General features: G+C 71.5%; 15 protein-coding genes. 7 read left to right on the top strand and 8 right to left on the bottom strand.

Annotated elements, in window-relative coordinates; translation table 11 throughout:
- The first annotated feature begins 54 nt into the window (after positions 1-54).
- Entirely contained in the window at positions 55-1578 is a 1524-nt protein-coding gene (locus tag ATL45_RS17375; RefSeq protein WP_093155063.1) for a serine/threonine-protein kinase, read from the top strand.
- Positions 1579-1581: 3 nt separating this feature from the next.
- On the opposite strand, the gene ATL45_RS17370 is transcribed toward ATL45_RS17375, so the two are convergent.
- Positions 1582-2475 carry a LysR family transcriptional regulator gene (locus ATL45_RS17370; RefSeq protein WP_093155065.1) on the bottom strand — a complete coding sequence of 298 codons (894 nt, stop codon included), beginning with the start codon at positions 2473-2475 and terminating at the stop codon, positions 1582-1584.
- 180 nt (positions 2476-2655) lie between these two features.
- Here ATL45_RS17370 and ATL45_RS17365 point away from each other — a divergent pair, with 180 nt between their 5' ends.
- Positions 2656-3705: a DMT family transporter gene (locus ATL45_RS17365; RefSeq protein ID WP_093155066.1), complete on the top strand. Its 1050-nt coding sequence runs from the start codon at positions 2656-2658 to the stop codon at positions 3703-3705.
- 13 nt (positions 3706-3718) lie between these two features.
- On the opposite strand, the gene ATL45_RS17360 is transcribed toward ATL45_RS17365, so the two are convergent.
- On the bottom strand, positions 3719-5134 hold the full coding sequence (locus ATL45_RS17360; RefSeq protein ID WP_170210264.1) for an MFS transporter: 1416 nt from the start codon (positions 5132-5134) through the stop codon (positions 3719-3721).
- 108 nt (positions 5135-5242) lie between these two features.
- Between ATL45_RS17360 and ATL45_RS17355 the strand changes: the two genes are divergently transcribed.
- The gene (locus ATL45_RS17355; RefSeq protein ID WP_093155069.1) at positions 5243-6244 is read left to right on the top strand and encodes an Lrp/AsnC family transcriptional regulator; all 1002 of its coding nucleotides are present in this window, start codon (positions 5243-5245) and stop codon (positions 6242-6244) included.
- Positions 6245-6331: 87 nt separating this feature from the next.
- Here ATL45_RS17355 and ATL45_RS17350 read toward each other — a convergent pair whose 3' ends face one another.
- Positions 6332-7015: a response regulator gene (locus tag ATL45_RS17350; RefSeq protein ID WP_093155071.1), complete on the bottom strand. Its 684-nt coding sequence runs from the start codon at positions 7013-7015 to the stop codon at positions 6332-6334.
- A 36-nt stretch (positions 7016-7051) separates the two neighbouring features.
- Complete coding sequence (locus ATL45_RS17345) at positions 7052-8365, bottom strand: ATP-binding protein (protein WP_439332496.1); 1314 nt, start codon at positions 8363-8365, stop codon at positions 7052-7054.
- A 110-nt stretch (positions 8366-8475) separates the two neighbouring features.
- Here ATL45_RS17345 and ATL45_RS17340 point away from each other — a divergent pair, with 110 nt between their 5' ends.
- The 3 genes from ATL45_RS17340 (at position 8476) to ATL45_RS17330 (ending at position 10879) form a co-directional block, all read left to right on the top strand.
- Positions 8476-9708 carry a PspC domain-containing protein gene (locus ATL45_RS17340; RefSeq protein ID WP_093155072.1) on the top strand — a complete coding sequence of 411 codons (1233 nt, stop codon included), beginning with the start codon at positions 8476-8478 and terminating at the stop codon, positions 9706-9708.
- Entirely contained in the window at positions 9701-9898 is a 198-nt protein-coding gene (locus ATL45_RS17335; RefSeq protein ID WP_093155074.1) for a hypothetical protein, read from the top strand. Before ATL45_RS17340 ends, ATL45_RS17335 begins: the two co-directional genes overlap by 8 nt.
- 87 nt (positions 9899-9985) lie before the next feature.
- A complete protein-coding gene (locus ATL45_RS17330; RefSeq protein WP_093155075.1) occupies positions 9986-10879 on the top strand; it encodes a glycoside hydrolase family 16 protein in 894 nt (297 codons plus the stop codon).
- A 255-nt stretch (positions 10880-11134) separates the two neighbouring features.
- On the opposite strand, the gene guaA is transcribed toward ATL45_RS17330, so the two are convergent.
- From guaA to ATL45_RS17315, 3 genes are all read right to left on the bottom strand, one after another.
- Positions 11135-12721, bottom strand: a complete 1587-nt coding sequence (gene guaA, locus ATL45_RS17325; RefSeq protein WP_256258425.1) for a glutamine-hydrolyzing GMP synthase — start codon at positions 12719-12721, stop codon at positions 11135-11137.
- A 155-nt stretch (positions 12722-12876) separates the two neighbouring features.
- Entirely contained in the window at positions 12877-13515 is a 639-nt protein-coding gene (locus tag ATL45_RS17320) for a response regulator (RefSeq protein ID WP_093155077.1), read from the bottom strand.
- Positions 13503-14717 (bottom strand): sensor histidine kinase, encoded by a 1215-nt coding sequence (locus ATL45_RS17315; RefSeq protein WP_093155079.1) that lies wholly within the window; start codon positions 14715-14717, stop codon positions 13503-13505. The genes ATL45_RS17320 and ATL45_RS17315 overlap by 13 nt, the downstream gene beginning before the upstream one ends.
- A gap of 152 nt (positions 14718-14869) precedes the next feature.
- Between ATL45_RS17315 and ATL45_RS17310 the strand changes: the two genes are divergently transcribed.
- The gene (locus ATL45_RS17310) at positions 14870-15772 is read left to right on the top strand and encodes a CPBP family intramembrane glutamic endopeptidase (RefSeq protein WP_246025396.1); all 903 of its coding nucleotides are present in this window, start codon (positions 14870-14872) and stop codon (positions 15770-15772) included.
- Between the two features lie 10 nt (positions 15773-15782).
- Here ATL45_RS17310 and ATL45_RS17305 read toward each other — a convergent pair whose 3' ends face one another.
- Positions 15783-17495: a GMC family oxidoreductase N-terminal domain-containing protein gene (locus ATL45_RS17305; protein WP_093155081.1), complete on the bottom strand. Its 1713-nt coding sequence runs from the start codon at positions 17493-17495 to the stop codon at positions 15783-15785.
- Between the last annotated feature and the right edge of the window lie 267 nt (positions 17496-17762).

Raw genomic sequence — 17762 nt, 5'->3', positions numbered from 1 at the left:
GTCCGCAATTCGGAATAGGCAGATCAGGCAGCAGAGCCAGTACCAGGAGAACCGGTGAGCGCCGAAGGTCGTTTGATCGCAGGCCGGTACCGCTTGCAGCAGAAGATCGGCAGCGGCGCCATGGGAGTGGTGTGGCAGGCCGTCGATGAGCGTCTGCACCGCACAGTCGCGGTGAAGCAGCTGTTGCTGCAGCCCGGCTATACCCCCGAAGAGACCGAAGAAGCCCGTCAGCGGTCGATGCGCGAAGGCCGCATCGCCGCACGGTTGCAGCACCAGAACGCGATCGTCGTGTTCGACGTGGCCGAGGACGAGGGCCAGCCGGTGCTGGTCATGGAGTACCTGCCTTCGCGAAGCCTCGCGTCGGTCATCGACGAGCAGGGCGTCCTGCCACCGCTGCAGGTGGCCCGGATCGGCGTGCAGGTGGCCGGCGCGCTGGCCGCCGCGCACATGGCGGGCATCGTGCACCGCGACCTGAAGCCGGGCAACGTCCTGCTCGGCGACAACGACATCGCCAAGATCACCGACTTCGGCATCTCCCGGGCGATCGGGGACGTCGCGGTCACCAAGAGCGGCATCCTGGCGGGCACCCCCGCGTACCTGGCGCCGGAAGTGGCGCTGGGCCGCGATCCGGCACCCGCCTCGGACGTCTTCTCGCTGGGTTCGACGCTGTACGCGGCGATCGAGGGCGGCCCGCCGTTCGGCACCGACGAGAACGCGATCAGCCTGCTGCACCGGGTGGCGCGCGGTCAGTTCGACCCGCCGCGCCAGGCCGGGCCCATGACGCCGGTGCTGATGCAGATGCTGCTGCCGGACCCGGTGGACCGGCCGACCATGGCCCAGGCCCGCGACCTGCTGCAGGCGGTGCTCGACGGCCGCCCCATCCCGACCGCCTCGCCGAGCGCGGGCTGGCAGCGCCCCGCGGCGCCGCACGCCCAGCCGGCCGGTACCCGCGTGGGCCCGCCGACCCCGGCGAACCCGCCGACGATGGTCGGCGGTGCGGTCCCGGCCGCCGCCGCGGCGCCGCGGCGCAGCTACAAGCAGGCGGTGCTGTGGGTGGTGGCGATCATCGTCGCGGTGCTCGTGGGCGTGCTCGCCGCGAACGCCTTCGGCGACGGCTCCACGCAGGGGCAGCAGAACCCGCCCCAGCCGCCCGCGCCGTCCGGCGAGGCCGCGCCGACGACACCCGCCGCTGCCACGACCACCTCCACCGCGCCCACCACCTCGGCGACCAGGACGACGACGACCACCGCTCCGCCGACGACCACTGCGAAGCAGCCGTCCGACGAGGAGATCGTCGGAGTGGTGTCCCGGTACTACTCGCTGGTGCCCAAGAAGCTGGACCAGGCGTGGAAGCTGCTCGGCCCGAAGCTGCAGGCGCAGGGCAAGGACAGCTACGAGGCGTTCTGGAAGACCATCGACGCCGTGGAGATCCTCGGCAAGCCGGTGCGGACCGGGACCAGCGTGGTTGTGACGCTGCAGTTCACCAAGGACGGCAAGAAGCTCGTCGAGCAGCACTCGCTGGGCATGGTCACCACGCAGGACGGCAAGCCGCTGATCAACACCGACAGCCGGACCTGACGGTCAGTTCGCGGCTTCGCGCAGGGTGGCCAGCAGGGACTTGGTGGCCGGGAGGTCGGCGATGGCTTCGCGAGCCGCCGCGTAGAGGCGCCGGACGGGCTCCGGGCGGCGGACCGCGCGGATGACGACGCCCGGGTGCACCACGTCCAGTCCCAGGCGCGGCACCAGCGACACGCCGAGCTCGGCGGCGACGAATCCCTGCGCGGAGTAGGTCCCGTCCGCTTCCAGCGCCACCTTCGGCGTGAAACCGGCGCTGGCGTAGGCCTCCTGGAGCAGCCGACCGCAGATGTCGCCGGTGTTCATCGCGCTGTTGACCCACGGTTCGGCGGCCAGTTGCGCCAGGTCGATGCACTCCTGGTCCGCCATCGGGTGGTTCCGCGGCAGCACCACCCGGTACGGGTCGTCGGTGAGGTGCACGAACCGCACGCCGCGCCGCTCGGGCTCCTGGTCGCCCGCCACCACGATCGCCACGTCCGACTCCCCCGCCGCCAGGTCGTCGATCAGGCCCGCGTCCTGCAGCTGGAGGTCCAGCTGCACCTCCGGGTGCTCGGCGCGGAACTTGGCGACCGCGGCCGGGACCAGGCCGACCGACGCGGTGTGGAAGAACCGCACCCGGAGCAGGCCGGTGCGCCCGGCCCGGATGTCGGCCAGCTCCACCTCCGCGCTGCTGAGCAGCTCGGCGATCTGCCCGGCCCGCTCGGCCAGCAGCACCCCGGCCGGGGTCGGCCTGAGCCCGCGGCCGACCTTCTCCAGCAGCGGGGTGCCCGCTTCCCGCTCCAGCGTGGCGAGCTGCTGGCTGATCGCCGACGGGGTGTAGCCGAGGTTGGTCGCGGCGGCGCTGACCGAGCCGCTGGTGACCACGGCGCGCAGGACCTGCATGCGGCGTACGTCCAACATGCCGCCAACACTACAGCAAATCTGAAACGTTCGTTGATTTTAATTCACTTGTTCTAACGCGCCGTTGGGTGGAACGTAGAGGGCGAGCGAACGGTTCGGCGAAGGCCGAAGGAATCGCGACCTACTGTCCCGGCGAACCCGACGCCCCGCGCACGGGGTTTCCGCGAACCCGGAGAGGCCATGAACAACCCGACGAACTACTTCCGGCTCGGCGCGCTGGCGCTGCTGTGGGGATCCAGCTTCCTGCTGATCAAGCTGGCCCTGACGGCGCTGGCGCCCACGCAGATCGCGCTGGTGCGCATCGTGCTCGGCGCGCTGGTGCTGCTGGCGCTGTGCGCGGTCCGCGGGTTGCAGGTCAGCCGCGACCGCACGCTGTGGCGGCACGTCGCGGTCGCCGCGCTGTTCGCCAGCGCCCTGCCCTGGGTGCTGTTCGGCATCGGCGAGCAGACGGTCGACTCCGGGCTGACCGGGGTCCTCAACGCCACTACTCCACTGTGGACCGTGCTGTTCGGGCTGCTGGTCAGCCGCGAGGCGCTGCCACCGGCCCGGATCGGCGGGCTGCTGCTGGGATTCCTCGGCGTGCTGCTGATCTTCGCGCCGTGGCAGGGCACCAGCCTGCTCAGCTGGGGCGTGCTCGCCTGCCTGGGCGCGGCGGTCAGCTACGGCATCGGGTACGTCTACATCGGACGGAACCTGACCGGCGGGCACGGCCTGCCGCCGCTGGTGCTGGCCACGATGCAGATGATCGCCGCCACCGGTTACGCCGTCGTGGCGCTGCCGCTGGACGGGCTGCGGCCGGTGCACTGGGACCTGCTGGCGCTGGTCTCGGCCGCGGTGCTGGGCGTCTTCGGCACCGGCATCGCGTTCGCGCTGAACTACCGGATCATCAGCGACGAGGGCGCCACCACCGCCTCGACGGTGGCCTACCTGATGCCGATCGTCTCGGTCCTGCTCGGCTGGCTGCTGCTCGGCGAGGAGCTGGGACTGCGAATCCTGCTGGGCATGGCGGTCGTGCTGGTCGGCGTGCTGCTGACCCGCCGCTCGCCGTCGCCCGGAACCACCACTGCCGAGGAGGAGAAGATGCCGGAGGACGACCGCACCGAGGTGCGCACCAGCACCGAGGAGCTCCCGCCGATCGAGCCGCCGAAGGGCTGGGCCAGGCTCCACCTCGCCCTGATGCGCGGTTCCCAGATCTACGCCGAACTGGCCACCAACCACCCGATGAAGTGACCGTCTCCGGGCGTCAGGCCGGCTGGTCGTCGCGGGTTCTCGCGGCGGCCGGTCCGGCGTGCATCGCTTCCAAGCTCCGTCCCGCGGTGCGCAGCCCCAGCAGGGCGAGCACCAGGGCGCCGATCAGCAGGAGTCCGCACAGCATGGCGAAAACCCCGGCGAAGCCGAGGTCGTCGTGCAGGTAGCCGATGGCCACCGGCGCCATGATCGCCCCGACGCGGGCGGTCGCGCTGGCCAGGCCCATCCCGGTCGCCCGGGACTCCGTCGGGTAGATCTCCGAGGTGTAGGCGTACAGCGGCCCGGCGACGCCGTTCATGAAGAACGAGAGCGCGACGACGAAGCAGAAGATGGCCACCTCATCGGCGGCGACGGCCAGCCCGGCCGCGCAGGCGATGCTGCCGCACATGAACACCACGATCGTCCACTTGCGGTCGATGCGTTCGCTGATGGCGGCCGCGAGGTAGTAGCCGGGGACCTGCGCGACCGCGCTGGCCAGCGCGAAGGAGAAGCTCTTGGTGATCGTGAAGCCCTTGAGCACCAGGAGGGTGGGCAGCCAGGTGCCGTAGCCGTAGTGGGTCGCCTGGATGGCGAACCACACCACGCACACGACGCCGGTGCGGACCGCGAGCCCCGGTCCCCACAACGCGGCGAACTGCCGCAGCACGTTCCGCCGGGGCGCGGGTTTCCCCGTCGGCCCGGCGGCCGCCGGGACCGGAGGCAGCTCGCCCTCGACCGCGGTTTCCCGTTCGAAGCGCTCGACGATCGCGGCGGCTTCGGCGATGCGCCCCTGGCTGATCAGGAAGCGCGGCGACTCCAGCAGATCCCGGCGCCACCAGAGCAGCAGCAGGACGGGAGCGACGCAGATGATGCACGCGATGCGCCAACCCGGCTCCGGGTTCGGGCTGATCACGGTGACCGCGGTCAGCCCGGCCAGGATGTAGCCGAACCCGAGGAACAGCATCGTGTTGCCGATGTTGCGGCCCCGGTTGCGGGCGGGCAGGAACTCCGAGATGTAGGGCACGATCATGGTCGCTTCCGCGCCGATCCCGATCCCGCTGAGCACCCGCCAGAGGATCAGCTCCCCCGGGCTGGACGCGGTCGCCGCGACGAGCGTGAACCCGACGTAGACCAGCAGCGCGTACATCAGCACGCGGCGGCGCCCGATGCGGTCGGCGAGCACGCCCGCGGCCAGCGCACCGATCAGGTAGCCGATGAACACCGAGGCCAGCAGCCACCCGGCCAGCCCGGACCCGACCGACCAGATGGCCACCACGGCCGAGGCCGCGTATCCGAGCAGCACGGCGTCGTAGGACTCGAAGAGGTAGCCGAGCCCGCCCTGCAGCATCAGCCTGCGATGCGGTCTGCCGACCGGGAGCCGGTCCAGGCGGGCGAGGAGTTCCGTACCAGTGGGCTGCGGTGCGGCGGTCACCAGCGCCTCCTTCCATCCGGATGGCGGCATGGTCGGCGAACGCGGCGCAAGCGTTGTCGAATGTCGGGGAATCCGTCATGATCCCCGGCTGTGGCGCGGAGAACGGTCATGCTCAGCGAGTCCGACCTGGCGCTGGTGAACGCGCTGCAGGTCTGGCCCCGGGCGTCGTGGTCCGCGGTGGCCACCTCGCTGGGCGTCCGCTCGGCGGAGGCGGTGGCCCGGCGCTGGGACCGGCTCGCCGCCCGCGGTGACGCCTGGACGACCGCGTACTTCCGCGCGCTGTCCACCGGCGGCACCGTCGCGCTGGTGACGGCCCGGTGCTGTCCGGGCACCAAGGAGCAGGTCGCGACGACGCTGGCCGAGGACTCCTGCTGCATCTCCGTGGAGATCACCGCCGGCACGCAGGACCTGCTGCTCACCGTCGCCGCGCAGGACCTCGAAGCGCTCAACCACTACCTGGTCCAGCACGTCGAGCAGGTCCCCGGCCTGACCGCCACCACGACCGCGCTGGTCACCCGGTTCTACAGCGAGGGGGCGAACTGGCGGCTGCACGCGCTGGGCGCTTCGGCGCACGTCGCGCTGGACCCCGGTTTCGGCCAGCAGCCTGCCCCGTCGATCGCGTTCACCGGCCTAGACCGGAAGTTGGCGGGCCTGCTGTCCGCGGACGGCCGCACCTCCTACGCCCAGCTCGCCGACGAGGCCGGTACCAGCCAGGCGACCGCTCGCCGCCGGATCACCGCGATGCTGCGCTCGCGCGTGCTCGCCCTGCGCTGCGAGGTGGCCGCACCGCTGGTCGGGCTGCCGGTCACCGCCACCTTGCGCGGGCGGGTCGCCGCGCTCGACGTGGACCGCGTCGGGGCCGGGTTGGCCGGCCTCGCACCGGTCCGGATGTGCGCGGCGGTCACCGGCGAGCACAACCTGGTCGCCACGGTCTGGCTGCCGTCGATCAGCGCTATCCAGCAGTTCGAGCAGGCCGCGACGCGCAACTTCCCCGCTCTCGTCGTGCACGACACGCTGGTGAACCTGCGAACGGTCAAGCGCATGGGTCGGCTGCTGGACCGCTCGGGTCGCGCCACCGGTTTCGTACCGATGCGCGTCTGGTCCTGCTGATCCCGGGTTTTGTCAGTCGTCGTCAAAGCGGCCCACCGCCGCGGGTTCTGAGATCCCGTTACCGGCACCGCTGCACAAGAACAGCTTTCACACCAGGCGGCGGTCGGAGGCCCAGCGCGACAGCTCGTACCGGTTGGACAGCTGGGTCTTGCGCAGCACGCTGGACACGTGCGTCTCCACCGTCTTGACGGAGATGAACAGCTCGGAGGCGATCTCCTTGTACGCGTACCCGCGCGCCAGCAGTCGCAGCACCTCGCGCTCGCGCGGCGTGAGCAGGTCCAGCTCGGGGTCGCCGACGGGTGCCGAGTTCGGCCCTTCGGAGAAGGCGTCCAGCACGAATCCCGCCAGCCGCGGCGAGAACACCGCGTCCCCGGCGCGCACCCGCACGATCGCGTCGGCGAGCTCCCGCCCGGAGATGGTCTTGGTGACGTAGCCGCGGGCGCCGCCGCGGATCACCGCTATCACGTCCTCGGCGGCGTCGGAGACCGACAGCGCCAGGAACACCACGTCCGGCTGCTGACCGCGCACCTGCCGCAGCACCTCGGCACCGCCGCCGTCGGGCATGTGCACGTCGAGCAGGACGACCTCGGGCTTGAAGTGCGCGATGCCCGCGACCGCCTCGGCCACCGATCCGGCCTCGCCGATCACCTCGACCTGCTCGGCGGCGGCCAGCTCCGCGCGCACCCCGGTGCGGAACAGCGCGTGGTCGTCGACCAGGAACACCCGGACCTGGTGCGGGGCGGTGGTGTCTTCACCGGTCACGATCAACATCCTCCATCGCTGGGTTCGTCCGCAGCGTACGCGAGTTCACGCCGCCCTCGGCATTTCCATCTGCACCTCGGTGCCCTCGCCCGGCGAGGTGCGCACCTTGACCTTCCCGCCGTGCCGCTGCATGCGGCCGCGGATCGAGTCGGCCAGCCCGTGCCGGTCGGCGGGCACGCTGGCCGGGTCGAACCCGGCGCCGCGGTCGCGGACGAACACCGAGACCTGCGCGGCCTCCACCTCCGCGTACACGCTCACCTCCGCGACCCGGGCGTGCTTGGCGGCGTTGACGACCGCCTCCCGGGCGGCGGCGAGCTGCGCGGTCAACCGCTCGTCCACGTCGCAGTCGCCGACCACCACCTGCTGGACCTTGATCGCGAAGCTGTCCTCGACCTCGCCGCAGATCCGGGTCAGCTCGGCGGAGAACGTGGCCGCGGGCGCGTCGTCCACGGCCTGCCGCTGCGAGCCGTAGCCGTCCGGGCCGTACAGCCAGTTCCGCAGCTCGCGCTCCTGCCCGCGGGCCAGCCGCCGCACCTCGCGCTCGGACTCGGCCTGCTTCTGGATCAGCGCCAGCGTCTGCAGCACCGAGTCGTGCAGGTGCGCGGCGATCTCGGCGCGTTCCTGGGAGCGGATCCGGCTGGCCCGCTCGATGTCGAGGTCGCGCACCAGCCGCACCCACCACGGCACGGTCAGCACCGCGACGCCGACCAGCGTCGCGCCCACCGCGAGCAGCGCGAAGCGCACCTCGTCCATCGAGGTCGAGCCCATCAGCACCGCCACGATGCCCGCGATGACCAGCGCCGCGCCGGCGAGCACGCGGATCATGGCCTTCCGGCCACCGCCGCCCAGCAGCGCGCCGACCACGTTGGTCCGCGCGCCCTGCCGCCAGCGGCGGCGCTGCGACTCGTCGGCCTCCCGCCACACCACGGCGGCACCGATGAGCACCACCACCAGCGGCGCGCCGAGCCAGGCGGGCATCGAGATCAGCCCGCCTACCGCGACCATCGCGCCGAGGCAGAGCAGGATCACGCCGAAGCCCTGCTGCCGCTCCCGGGTCGTGACGGGTTTCTCCGCGCCGACGGACTGCGGCACGAACACCCACAGCAGCGAGTAGGCCAGGATGCCCGCCCCGCCGCACACCGCGAGCACGGCGAACCCGCCGCGCACCCACAGCACCGGCACCCCGAGGTGCTCGGCCACCCCGCTGGCGACCCCGGCGACCAGACGTCCGCTGCGGCGCCTGCGCAGCTGCTCCACGCTCCGCGGGCGCTGCTGCGCCATCGGCTTCGTGGCAGCTCCTGGCCCGGTGTCGACCTCGGCGGCGCGCTGCTGGTTCAGCTGGTCTCTCACGGGATCGATGGTCACACGCCCGCGCGAGCGCGGGCATCAGGGACCGTCCCTGACATTCCGGGCCGGATCAGGGGCGTCCCTGATGCTCCGGGTGTCGCCGAGGACCGATAGTGGTGGACATGAGCACGACGAAGCGCGCCGGAGCCGCGGCGTTCGAGGACACCATGCGGGACTTCTGGGCGACCCGCCCGGTCCGGCCGCGTTCCGGCGGCAAGGTCGGTGGTGTCTCCGCGGCGATCGCCCTCCGGTACGGCATCGATCCCATCCTGGTCCGGGTCGCGTTCGTCCTGGCGGCCATCTACGGCGGCGCGGGCGTCGTGCTCTACCTGCTGGGCTGGTTGCTGTTCCCGAAGGAGAGCGAATCGCTGCCCGGCACGGCCAAGCCGAGGCCGGAGCCGACCTCGGGCACCCTCGCGGTGATCCTGGTGCTGCTGCTGCTCCCCAGCGTGCTTTGGCTGATCAGCTCGCCGGGGATCATCGGGCTCGCGGTGGGCTTGGGCGCGTTCTACCTGATCCACCGCTCCTACGGGGACTGCAACGCGATACCGGCCGCCGCAGCTCCGATGTCCGCGGCACCGACCACCGCGCCGGCGCCCGAGGCGACGCAGGTGGGCGAGAACACCTGGGTCTACCCGGGAGCCGAGCAGACCGCGGACGTCGAGCAGAAGTCCCCGCCCGCGTGGGACCCGCTCGGTGTCGCGCCGTTCGCCTGGGACCTCCCGGAGCCGAGCGAGCCCGAACCACCGGAACCGCAGCAGCCGAAGCGGCGCTGGATCACCTGGGTGACGCTGGGCCTGGCGGCGTTCGCCGGTGGCCTGACCAGCGCGCTGGGCGCGCCGCTGTACGTCGCGCTGACCTTCGCGCTCGGCACCATCGGGATCGGGCTGATCATCGGCTCCTTCCTGCGCGGCGGCCGAGGGCTGATCGCCGCGGCGGTTCCGCTGGCGGCTGCGGCGATGATCGCCTCGATGATGCCGCTGGACACCTACAGCGGTGAGATCGGCGAGCACGAGGTCCACCCGGAAACGGCCGACGAGCTGGCCCCCGACTACCAGCTGTCCGCCGGGACGATCACGCTGGACCTGCGCGGCATGGAGATCGCCGAGGACCAGGAGATCACCACCGCGGCCAGCGTCGGGGTCGGCGACATCCTCGTGCACGTGCCCGAGGACGTGGACATCACCGCGCAGTGCAAGTCGGAACTGGGCGACGTGCAGTGCCTGCACTCGGTCGCCAGCGGCGGCAGCGCGGACCAGACGGCGACGGACCTGGGCGCCGACGGCCCCGGTGGCGGCCGGTTGAACCTCGACCTGCGGGTCGGCATGGGAAGCGTGGAGGTCACCCGTGGCTGACGAGCGAAACCCCTCCCTCCGCCGGCGCGGCGGCCCGGACCTGGTCGCCCTGGTGAGCGGTCTGATCACCGTCGCCATCGCGGGCAGCGTGCTGATCGGCCTGGGCAGCCAGTTGCAGTGGCTGCTGGCGCTGGCCGCCGTGACGGTCGGCGTCGTCATGCTGGTCGTCTCCCTGCGCACCCGCAGCTAGTCCAGAACTCGCCAATCGGCCACGCGGCCGGGCCCCGCCGGGATACTCGATCGCTCAAGAAGCGGTTCCCCTCCCGAAGGAGCGGTGATGGCCCGGAACAAGTTGCTCGCGACCGCCGCCGCGCTCGCGGTGCTGACGGCGGTGCCGCTGGTGCAGGCCGGCGCGGCACCCCGCGCCGAGGTGTTCTTCGACGACTTCTCCGGCACCGAGCTGGACCGCTCCAAGTGGACAGTCGAGGTCACCGGCGAGAACTTCGGCACGGTCAACCAGGAGCAGCAGGCCTACGTCGACTCGCCCGAGACGATCTACGTGGAGAAGGACCCGTCGACCGGCGCGGAGAACGGCGCGCTCGCGCTGCACCCCCGGTACAAGCCGGGCACGCAGGCCCCGGACGGGCAGACCTACGACTTCGTCTCCGGCCGGGTCAAGACCCAGGACAAGGTCGAGTTCACCTACGGCAGCTACTCGGCGCGCCTCAAGCTCCCGGAGAACGCGACCGCCAGCGGGCTCTGGCCCGCGTGGTGGTCGCTGGGCGCGAACATCGACAACGGCAAGCCGTGGCCGGACTGCGGTGAGATCGACGTGATGGAGCACGTCGGCGAGCCGTGGACGAGCTCGGCGCTGCACGGCCCCGAGTACCACGGCGACACCCCGTTCACCAAGCGCCAGGAGTTCGCGGGCGGGGACCCGGCCGACTGGCACGTCTACCGCTCGGACTGGACGCCGGACGGGATCGCCTTCTTCGTCGACGACACCGAGACCTACCGGGTCACCAAGGACGAGATCCAGGGCAAGGGCTGGACCTGGGCCTACGACGACCCGCAGTTCCTGATCCTGAACTTCGCCCTCGGCGGCGGCTACCCGAACGGCGTCAACGGCGTGACCGAACCGTACTTCGGCCTTCCGCAGTCCACTGTGGACCGGATCGCCACCGGCGAGGTGCGCTACCTGATCGACTGGGTCCGCGTCGAGCAGCCCTGATCCAACGGTGGTGAACCTCCGCGATTTCGGTTGAAATCGGATTCTCCCCACCGCAGGTGTCGCCGAGAACGCAACGAATCCAATTTCAATTGAAATCGCTGCACCACCCGGGGTGACCACCCACCGCTTTGAACCCGACCCCGCCCCGTGCCCACGGCACCCTGACGGCCAGGTCTCCCCGGCATCACCACCCAAGACGAAGGGCACCTCCGCCTGCCCGGCGGGAGGTGCCCTTCGTCGTTCAGCGCTCGGGGATCACTCCCACTCGATGGTGCCCGGGGGCTTGGAGGTCACGTCGAGGGTCACCCGGTTGACCTCGGCCACCTCGTTGGTGATGCGGGTGGAGATGCGCTCCAGGACGTCGTAGGGCAGGCGCGTCCAGTCCGCCGTCATCGCGTCCTCGCTGGAGACCGGGCGCAGGACCACCGGGTGGCCGTAGGTGCGGCCGTCGCCCTGGACGCCGACCGAGCGGACGTCGGCCAGCAGGACCACCGGGCACTGCCAGATGTCGCGGTCCAGGCCCGCCGCGGTCAGCTCCTCGCGGGCGATCGCGTCCGCCGCGCGCAGCGTCTCCAGGCGGTCCGCGGTGACCTCGCCGATGATCCGGATGCCCAGGCCCGGGCCCGGGAACGGCTGGCGGTGCACGATCGTCTCCGGCAGGCCCAGCTCCAGGCCGACCCGGCGCACCTCGTCCTTGAACAGCGCGCGCAGCGGCTCGACCAGCTCGAACTGCAGGTCGTCGGGCAGACCGCCGACGTTGTGGTGGCTCTTGATGTTCGCCGCACCGGAGCCGCCGCCGGACTCGACCACGTCCGGGTAGAGGGTGCCCTGCACCAGGAAGTCGATCTGCTCACCGGCCTCGCCGGCCTCGGTCTGCAGGTCGCGGGCGGCCTGCTCGAAGACCCGGATGAACTCCCGGCCGATGATCTTGCGCTTCTCCTCCGGGTCGGTCACGCCGGCCAGCGCGCCGAGGAACCGGTCCACCGCGTCGATGGTGACCAGCCGGACACCGGTCGCCGCGACGAAGTCGCGCTCGACCTGCGCGCGCTCACCGGAGCGCAGCAGGCCGTGGTCGACGAACACGCAGGTCAGCTGGTCGCCGATGGCGCGCTGCACCAGCGCGGCGGCCACCGCGGAGTCCACGCCGCCGGACAGCGCGCAGATCGCGCGGCGGTCGCCGATCTGCTCGCGGATCGCCGCGACCGTGTCGTCGACGATGGAGGAGGTGGTCCACTGCGGGCGGACCTTGGCGATGTCGTGCAGGAAGCGGCGCAGCACCTCCTGGCCGTGCGGCGAGTGCACCACCTCGGGGTGGTACTGGACGCCGGCCAGCTGCCGCTCGACGCTCTCGAACGCCGCCACCGGGGTGTCCTTGGTGGAGGCCGTGACGGTGAAGCCCTCCGGGGCCTTGCTCACCGAGTCGCCGTGGCTCATCCACACCGGGTGGTGGCCGGGCATCTCGGCGTGCATGGTGCCGCCGTCGCCGCTGACCTCCAGCTCGGTGCGGCCGTACTCGCGGGTGCCGGTGTGCTCCACCGTGCCGCCGAGGGCCGAGGTCATCGCCTGGAAGCCGTAGCAGATGCCGAAGACCGGGACGCCCGCGCTGAACAGCGCCGGGTCGACCTGGGGCGCACCGTCGGCGTAAACGCTGGACGGGCCGCCGGACAGGACTACGGCGGCGGGATTGCGGCGCTGGATCTCCTCGACCGGGGTGTCGTGCGGGACGACCTCGGAGTAGACCTGCGCCTCCCGCACCCGACGCGCGATCAGCTGCGCGTACTGGGCGCCGTAGTCGACAACGAGAACAGGCCCCTGGGCGCTGTTGCTTGCGGAACCGGACACGTCGCCGCGACCTCCTAGCATGAACCGGTGAGCTGCGGCCATTGTCCCAGGTAACCGATGCCACAGCGGCATCGGCCCCGGCAGAGCTGTCAGTCCAGGGAAGCACTCAGGTTCCGCCAAGCGACCACCCACGCAACGCAACCACCAACAATCCCTCAGCCGCCCAGGTGCGCCAGGACTGCCAGCACCCGGCGGTGCCCGGAGTCGCCGACCGGCAGGTCCAGCTTGGCGAAGATGTTGCCCACGTGCTTGAGCACCGCGCGCTCGGTGACCACCAAGCGCTGGGCGATCTCGCCGTTGGCGTAACCGGCGGCCATCAGCGCGAGGACCTCGCGTTCGCGGGGCGTCAGCGCGGCCAGCGGGTCGTGGCGGCGAGTCATCAGCTGCGAGACGACCTCGGGGTCCATCACCGTGGCCCCGGCCGCGATCCGGCGCAGCGAGTCGACGAACTCGTCCACCCGCGACACGCGGTCCTTGAGCAGGTAGCCCACCGCGCCACGGCCGTCGGAGAGCAGCTCACGCGCGTAGGTCTCCTCGACGTACTGCGAGAACAGCAGCACCGGCAGCTCCGGGTGCAGCTCGCGGGCGCGCAGCGCGGCCCGCACGCCCTCGTCGCGGAACGAGGGCGGCAGCCGCACGTCCACCACCGCGATGTCCGGCGGATCCGCCACCACCGCTTCGAGGAACGACGCGGCTTCGGTGTGCACCCCGGCCACCTCGATCTCAGCCGCGGCCAGCAGCAGCTTCAGGCCCTCGGCGAGGATGACGTTGTCCTCGACGATCAGAACCCGCACGGCAGGGCCACCTCGATCCGGGTCGGCCCGCCTGCCGGGCTGTGCACCGAGGTGCGGCCGTCCAGCGCGGCGACCCGCTGCCGGATGCCGGTCAGCCCGGTGCCGCCCTCCTCCGTCGCACCGCCCGCGCCGTCGTCGCCGACCTCGACCCGCAGTTCGCCGTCCGCCCTGGTCAGCGCGACCGTGGCGCGCTCAGCTCCGGAGTGCTTCGCGACGTTGGTGAGCGACTCGGCGACCACGAAGTACGCGGCGGCCTCGACCGCGGCGGGCACCTCGCCGAGATCGCCGACGGAGACCTCGGTGGTCACCGCGCAGCGCGCGCCGAGCGCGAACACCGCTCCGGCCAGCCCGCGGTCGGCGAGGATCGGCGGGTAGAGCGTCCGCACGACGTCGCGCAGTCCGGCCATGGCCTCCTCGGCTCCGCCGCGGGCCTCGCGCACCAGCCGCAGCGCGGTCTCCGGATCGTCGGCGGCGGCCTTCTCCGCGATCCCCAGCCGCAGCGCGATCGAGACCAGCTGGGCCTGCGTGCCGTCGTGGAGATCCCGTTCGATGCGCCGCAACTCCGCGCCGTGCGCCTCCAACGCCCCGGCCCTGGTCTCGGCGAGCACGTCGACCCGCTCCGCGAGGCGCTGCGCCTCGATTTCCGACTCGGGCGGGGTCAGCAGCCGCAGCGAGATCCGGGCCTGCGCCCTCGCCAGCGGCGGCACGCCCCACACGAACAACGCACCTGCCAGCGCGATCTGCCCGGCTGCGAGCACGAACGCGGCGCCCCATCCGGACGGCTGCACACCCAACAGCGTGATGTCGGGGGTGGACGACCAGAGCGCGAGCGACACCAGCGTCGAAGGCACTCCCACTGTCGCGACCAGCCCGAGCAGTCCCACGACCACGCCGAACAGCGCGTGCACCACCAGCCAGCGCAGGTCCCGCCGGGTCACCGGCGAGCGGACGACCTGCTTGAACCCGGTCGCCGAGCGGATCGGGTCGACCTGGACGCCGAGATACCGCCCGGCCCGCCGCCGCTCCCACTCGGTCCAGCGGTGCAGTACCGCCGCGGCGGCGGGCAGCACGAAGATCCCGACGCCCATCACGACGAGCAGGCAGTTGACCAGAACGAGCGGCAGGGCGACGAGAGCCGGCAGCCCGGTCGCCAGCGCGAGTAGCAGAACTCCCGACCCGCGCACTGCAGAACGCAAATCCATCGTCGCCACTCCTCCCGGTGCCCCACGGCCTCGGGGCGTCACACTCACGATCTTGCCGAAGTCGCCGCACGTGCGCGGTGGTGTTGACGACACCTTTCGCCCGGGTGCCGACGTCATCCTGCCCGCGCCCGCGCCTGCCTAGCTTCACCGGGGTGAGAACGAAGATCGCCGTCCGACCCGTGCTGGCCTTCACCGCGCTCGCTTGGGCGGGGATGTGGGTCGCCATGCTGCCGTTGCTCATCAGCGGCTTCCAGCGCACCAGCAGTGACATCGACATGAGCACCCTGGAACAGATCTGCATCGGCGCGGCGATGCTCACGCCCGCTCTCGCGGCATTCGTCGTGCTGCGCCGCTGGGAGCGCGGAACGCCGATCCGCGCGACGCTCGGGCTGACCTGGAACCGGCGCACCGCGCTGGAATGCCTGCTGGCCCTCGTCTGCCCGCTGGCGCTGACGCTGCTGGCACTCGCGATCGGCACCGCCACGGGCACCTACCACCCGGATCTCACCGACTTCTCCGGATTCCGCCGCCAGTTCGCGCCGGAAACGACCGGGCAGCAAGGAGTTCCGCTGACCGCGCTGGTGCTGTGGGCCGGTTCGCTGCTGCTGCAGATGCTGATCTCGCTGCCGCTGTTCTTCGGGGAGGAGCTCGGCTGGCAGGGCTACCTGTTCCCGCGCCTGCGCCCGCGCGGACCGGTTTTCGCCGTGCTGGTCACCGGTGTCGTGTTCGCGCTCTGGCACCTGCCCACGCTGCTGATGGGCGGCCAGTACCCGGGCACCTCGTGGCCGGTGGCGATCGGCTCCTTCCTGATCAGCTGCGTGCTGGTGGTGCCGATCTTCGCCTGGCTCCGCAGCCGGTCGGCATCGGTGCTCCCGGCCGTCGTCGCGCACACCGCGGTCAGCACGGCGTCGGTGCACCTGCCGTGGGTCCTAGCCGACGCCGACAACCCGCCGCACCCGCTCACCACCGGCCTGACCGCGTGGCCGGGTTGGCTGGCCATTGCCCTGCTGCTAGCAGTGCTGGTGATCCGGCGCCGCAGCCGCGGTTCCGACTGAGACCGCGGCTTCAGACGATCGGCAGGTGCAGGGCCGCCGGGGCGCTGGCCGGGACCGCCGGGGACTTCGGCTCGACCGGCGCCACCCTGCGGTAGGTCTCGCGCTGATCCGGGCGGGTGTCGGTCTCGCCCTTGTTCGGCCACATCGCGAACGCCCGCTCGGCCTGGGCGGTGATGGTCAGCGACGGGTTCACGCCCAGGTTCGCGCTCACCGCGGAACCGTCCACGATGGACATCGTCGGGTAGCCGTGCGCCCGGTGGTACGGGTCGATGACGCCGTGCTCGGCGTCCTCGCCGATCGCGCAGCCGCCCAGGAAGTGCGCGGTCATCGGGATGTCGAACAGCTCGCCCCAGGTGCCGCCGGCGATGCCGCCGATCTCCTCCGCGACCAGCTCGTTGGCCTGCTCCCCGGCCCGGATGTAGGTCGGGTTGGGCGCGCCGTGGCCCTGCTCGGAGGTCAGCTGCGTGCGCCCGAACCGCTTGCGCAGCTTGGTGGTCAGCGAGTTGTCGAGGCTCTGCATGACCAGCAGGATCACGGTGCGCTGGCTCCAGTCCTTCACCGAGAGCAGGCGCAGCGCGTGCAGCGGGTGCTCGCGCAGGTAGCGGAACCACTGCCGCAGCCGCGGTTCCGAGGTGCCGCCCTTGGTCGGCAGGGTCTGCAGCAGGCCCATCGCGTTCGCGCCCTTGGTGTAGCGGCACGGCTCGATGTGGGTGTTCTCGTCCGGGTGGAACGACGAGGTGATCGCCACGCCGCTGGAGAAGTCCTGCTCCGGGTCGACCTTCGGCATCTGCGCGCCGATGATCGCCTCGGAGTTGGTGCGGGTGAGGCGGCCGAGGCGGCCGGACAGCCGGGGCAGGTCGCCGCGTTCCCTGCTGCGGTGCAGCAGGTTCTGCGTTCCCCAGGTGCCTGCGGCCACCACCACCTGGTCGGCCCGGAAGATGCGCGGGCGGCGGTTCCACTTCGCGCCGGTGCGCGAAGTGCCGATCCGCCACCGGCCGTCGGCGCCCTGCGCCAGCCGGTCGACGGTGGTCAGCGGGAACACCTTCGCACCGCCCGCTTCGGCCAGGTACAGGTAGTTCTTCACCAGCGTGTTCTTCGCGCCGACGCGGCAGCCGGTCATGCACGCGCCGCACTCGGTGCAGCCGGTGCGAGCGGGGCCGGCGCCGCCGAAGAACGGGTCGGCGTCGGTCTTGCCCGCCGTGCCGAAGTACACGCCGACCGGCGTGGTGTGGAAGGTGCTCTCGGCGCCCATCTGCCCGGCGACCTTCCGCAGCACCACGTCCGAGGGCGTGGTGCTCGGGTTGTCCACCACGCCGAGCATCCGCGTCGCCTGGTCGTAGTACGGCGCGAGTTCGGACTCCCAGTCGGTGATGTGCGCCCACTGCGGGTCGTTGTAGAACGGCTTGAGCGGCCGGTACAGGGTGTTCGCGTAGTTCAGCGAGCCGCCGCCGACCCCGGCGCCCGCCAGGATCAGGACGTTCTGCAGCAGGTGGATCCGCTGCACGCCGTAGCAGCCGAGCTGCGGCGCCCACAGGAACTTCCGCAGGTCCCAGGAGGTCTTCGGCAGCTCGTCGTCGGTGAACCGGCGACCGGCTTCCAGCACGGCCACCCGGTAGCCCTTCTCCGTCAACCGCAGCGCGGCCACGCTGCCGCCGAATCCGGACCCGATCACGACCACGTCGAAATCGGTGTCATCCCGGTGCGCCCCGTCACGTCCAGCCATGCGCGACAGACTAGACGTAATTACTCGCCAGTAGCTAGCCCCGGATCGCGCGAAATCCGTGGAGAACACCGGAATTTGCCAAGCCAGGCCCATCAGACAACGGGAGAACCGCAACCGCGACGGTCGAACGGCACCGGCAGCGAGGAGCCGCATGCGCCGCAGGCGCATAACCCACCTACGGCACTTGCACCGCCGCGGGTTCTCAGAGGCTTTCTCGCGAGGACAGCCCGTTCGCCGTGTATTGGACATACATCAGAACGGGATCCC

It is taken from the genome of Saccharopolyspora antimicrobica, from assembly GCF_003635025.1.
Classification (GTDB): Bacteria; Actinomycetota; Actinomycetes; order Mycobacteriales; family Pseudonocardiaceae; genus Saccharopolyspora; species Saccharopolyspora antimicrobica.
This window is presented reverse-complemented; position numbering and strand designations above follow the sequence as displayed.

Excerpts from the sequence above, each read along its gene's own strand:
- ATL45_RS17370 (WP_093155065.1), bottom strand. The coding sequence starts at position 2,475 with ATGTTGGACGTACGCCGCATGCAGGTCCTGCGCGCCGTGGTCACCAGC.
- ATL45_RS17365 (WP_093155066.1), top strand. The coding sequence starts at position 2,656 with ATGAACAACCCGACGAACTACTTCCGGCTCGGCGCGCTGGCGCTGCTG.
- ATL45_RS17330 (WP_093155075.1), top strand. The coding sequence starts at position 9,986 with ATGGCCCGGAACAAGTTGCTCGCGACCGCCGCCGCGCTCGCGGTGCTG.
- ATL45_RS17355 (WP_093155069.1), top strand. The coding sequence starts at position 5,243 with ATGCTCAGCGAGTCCGACCTGGCGCTGGTGAACGCGCTGCAGGTCTGG.
- ATL45_RS17350 (WP_093155071.1), bottom strand. The coding sequence starts at position 7,015 with ATGTTGATCGTGACCGGTGAAGACACCACCGCCCCGCACCAGGTCCGG.
- ATL45_RS17305 (WP_093155081.1), bottom strand. The coding sequence starts at position 17,495 with ATGGCTGGACGTGACGGGGCGCACCGGGATGACACCGATTTCGACGTG.
- ATL45_RS17315 (WP_093155079.1), bottom strand. The coding sequence starts at position 14,717 with ATGGATTTGCGTTCTGCAGTGCGCGGGTCGGGAGTTCTGCTACTCGCG.
- ATL45_RS17340 (WP_093155072.1), top strand. The coding sequence starts at position 8,476 with ATGAGCACGACGAAGCGCGCCGGAGCCGCGGCGTTCGAGGACACCATG.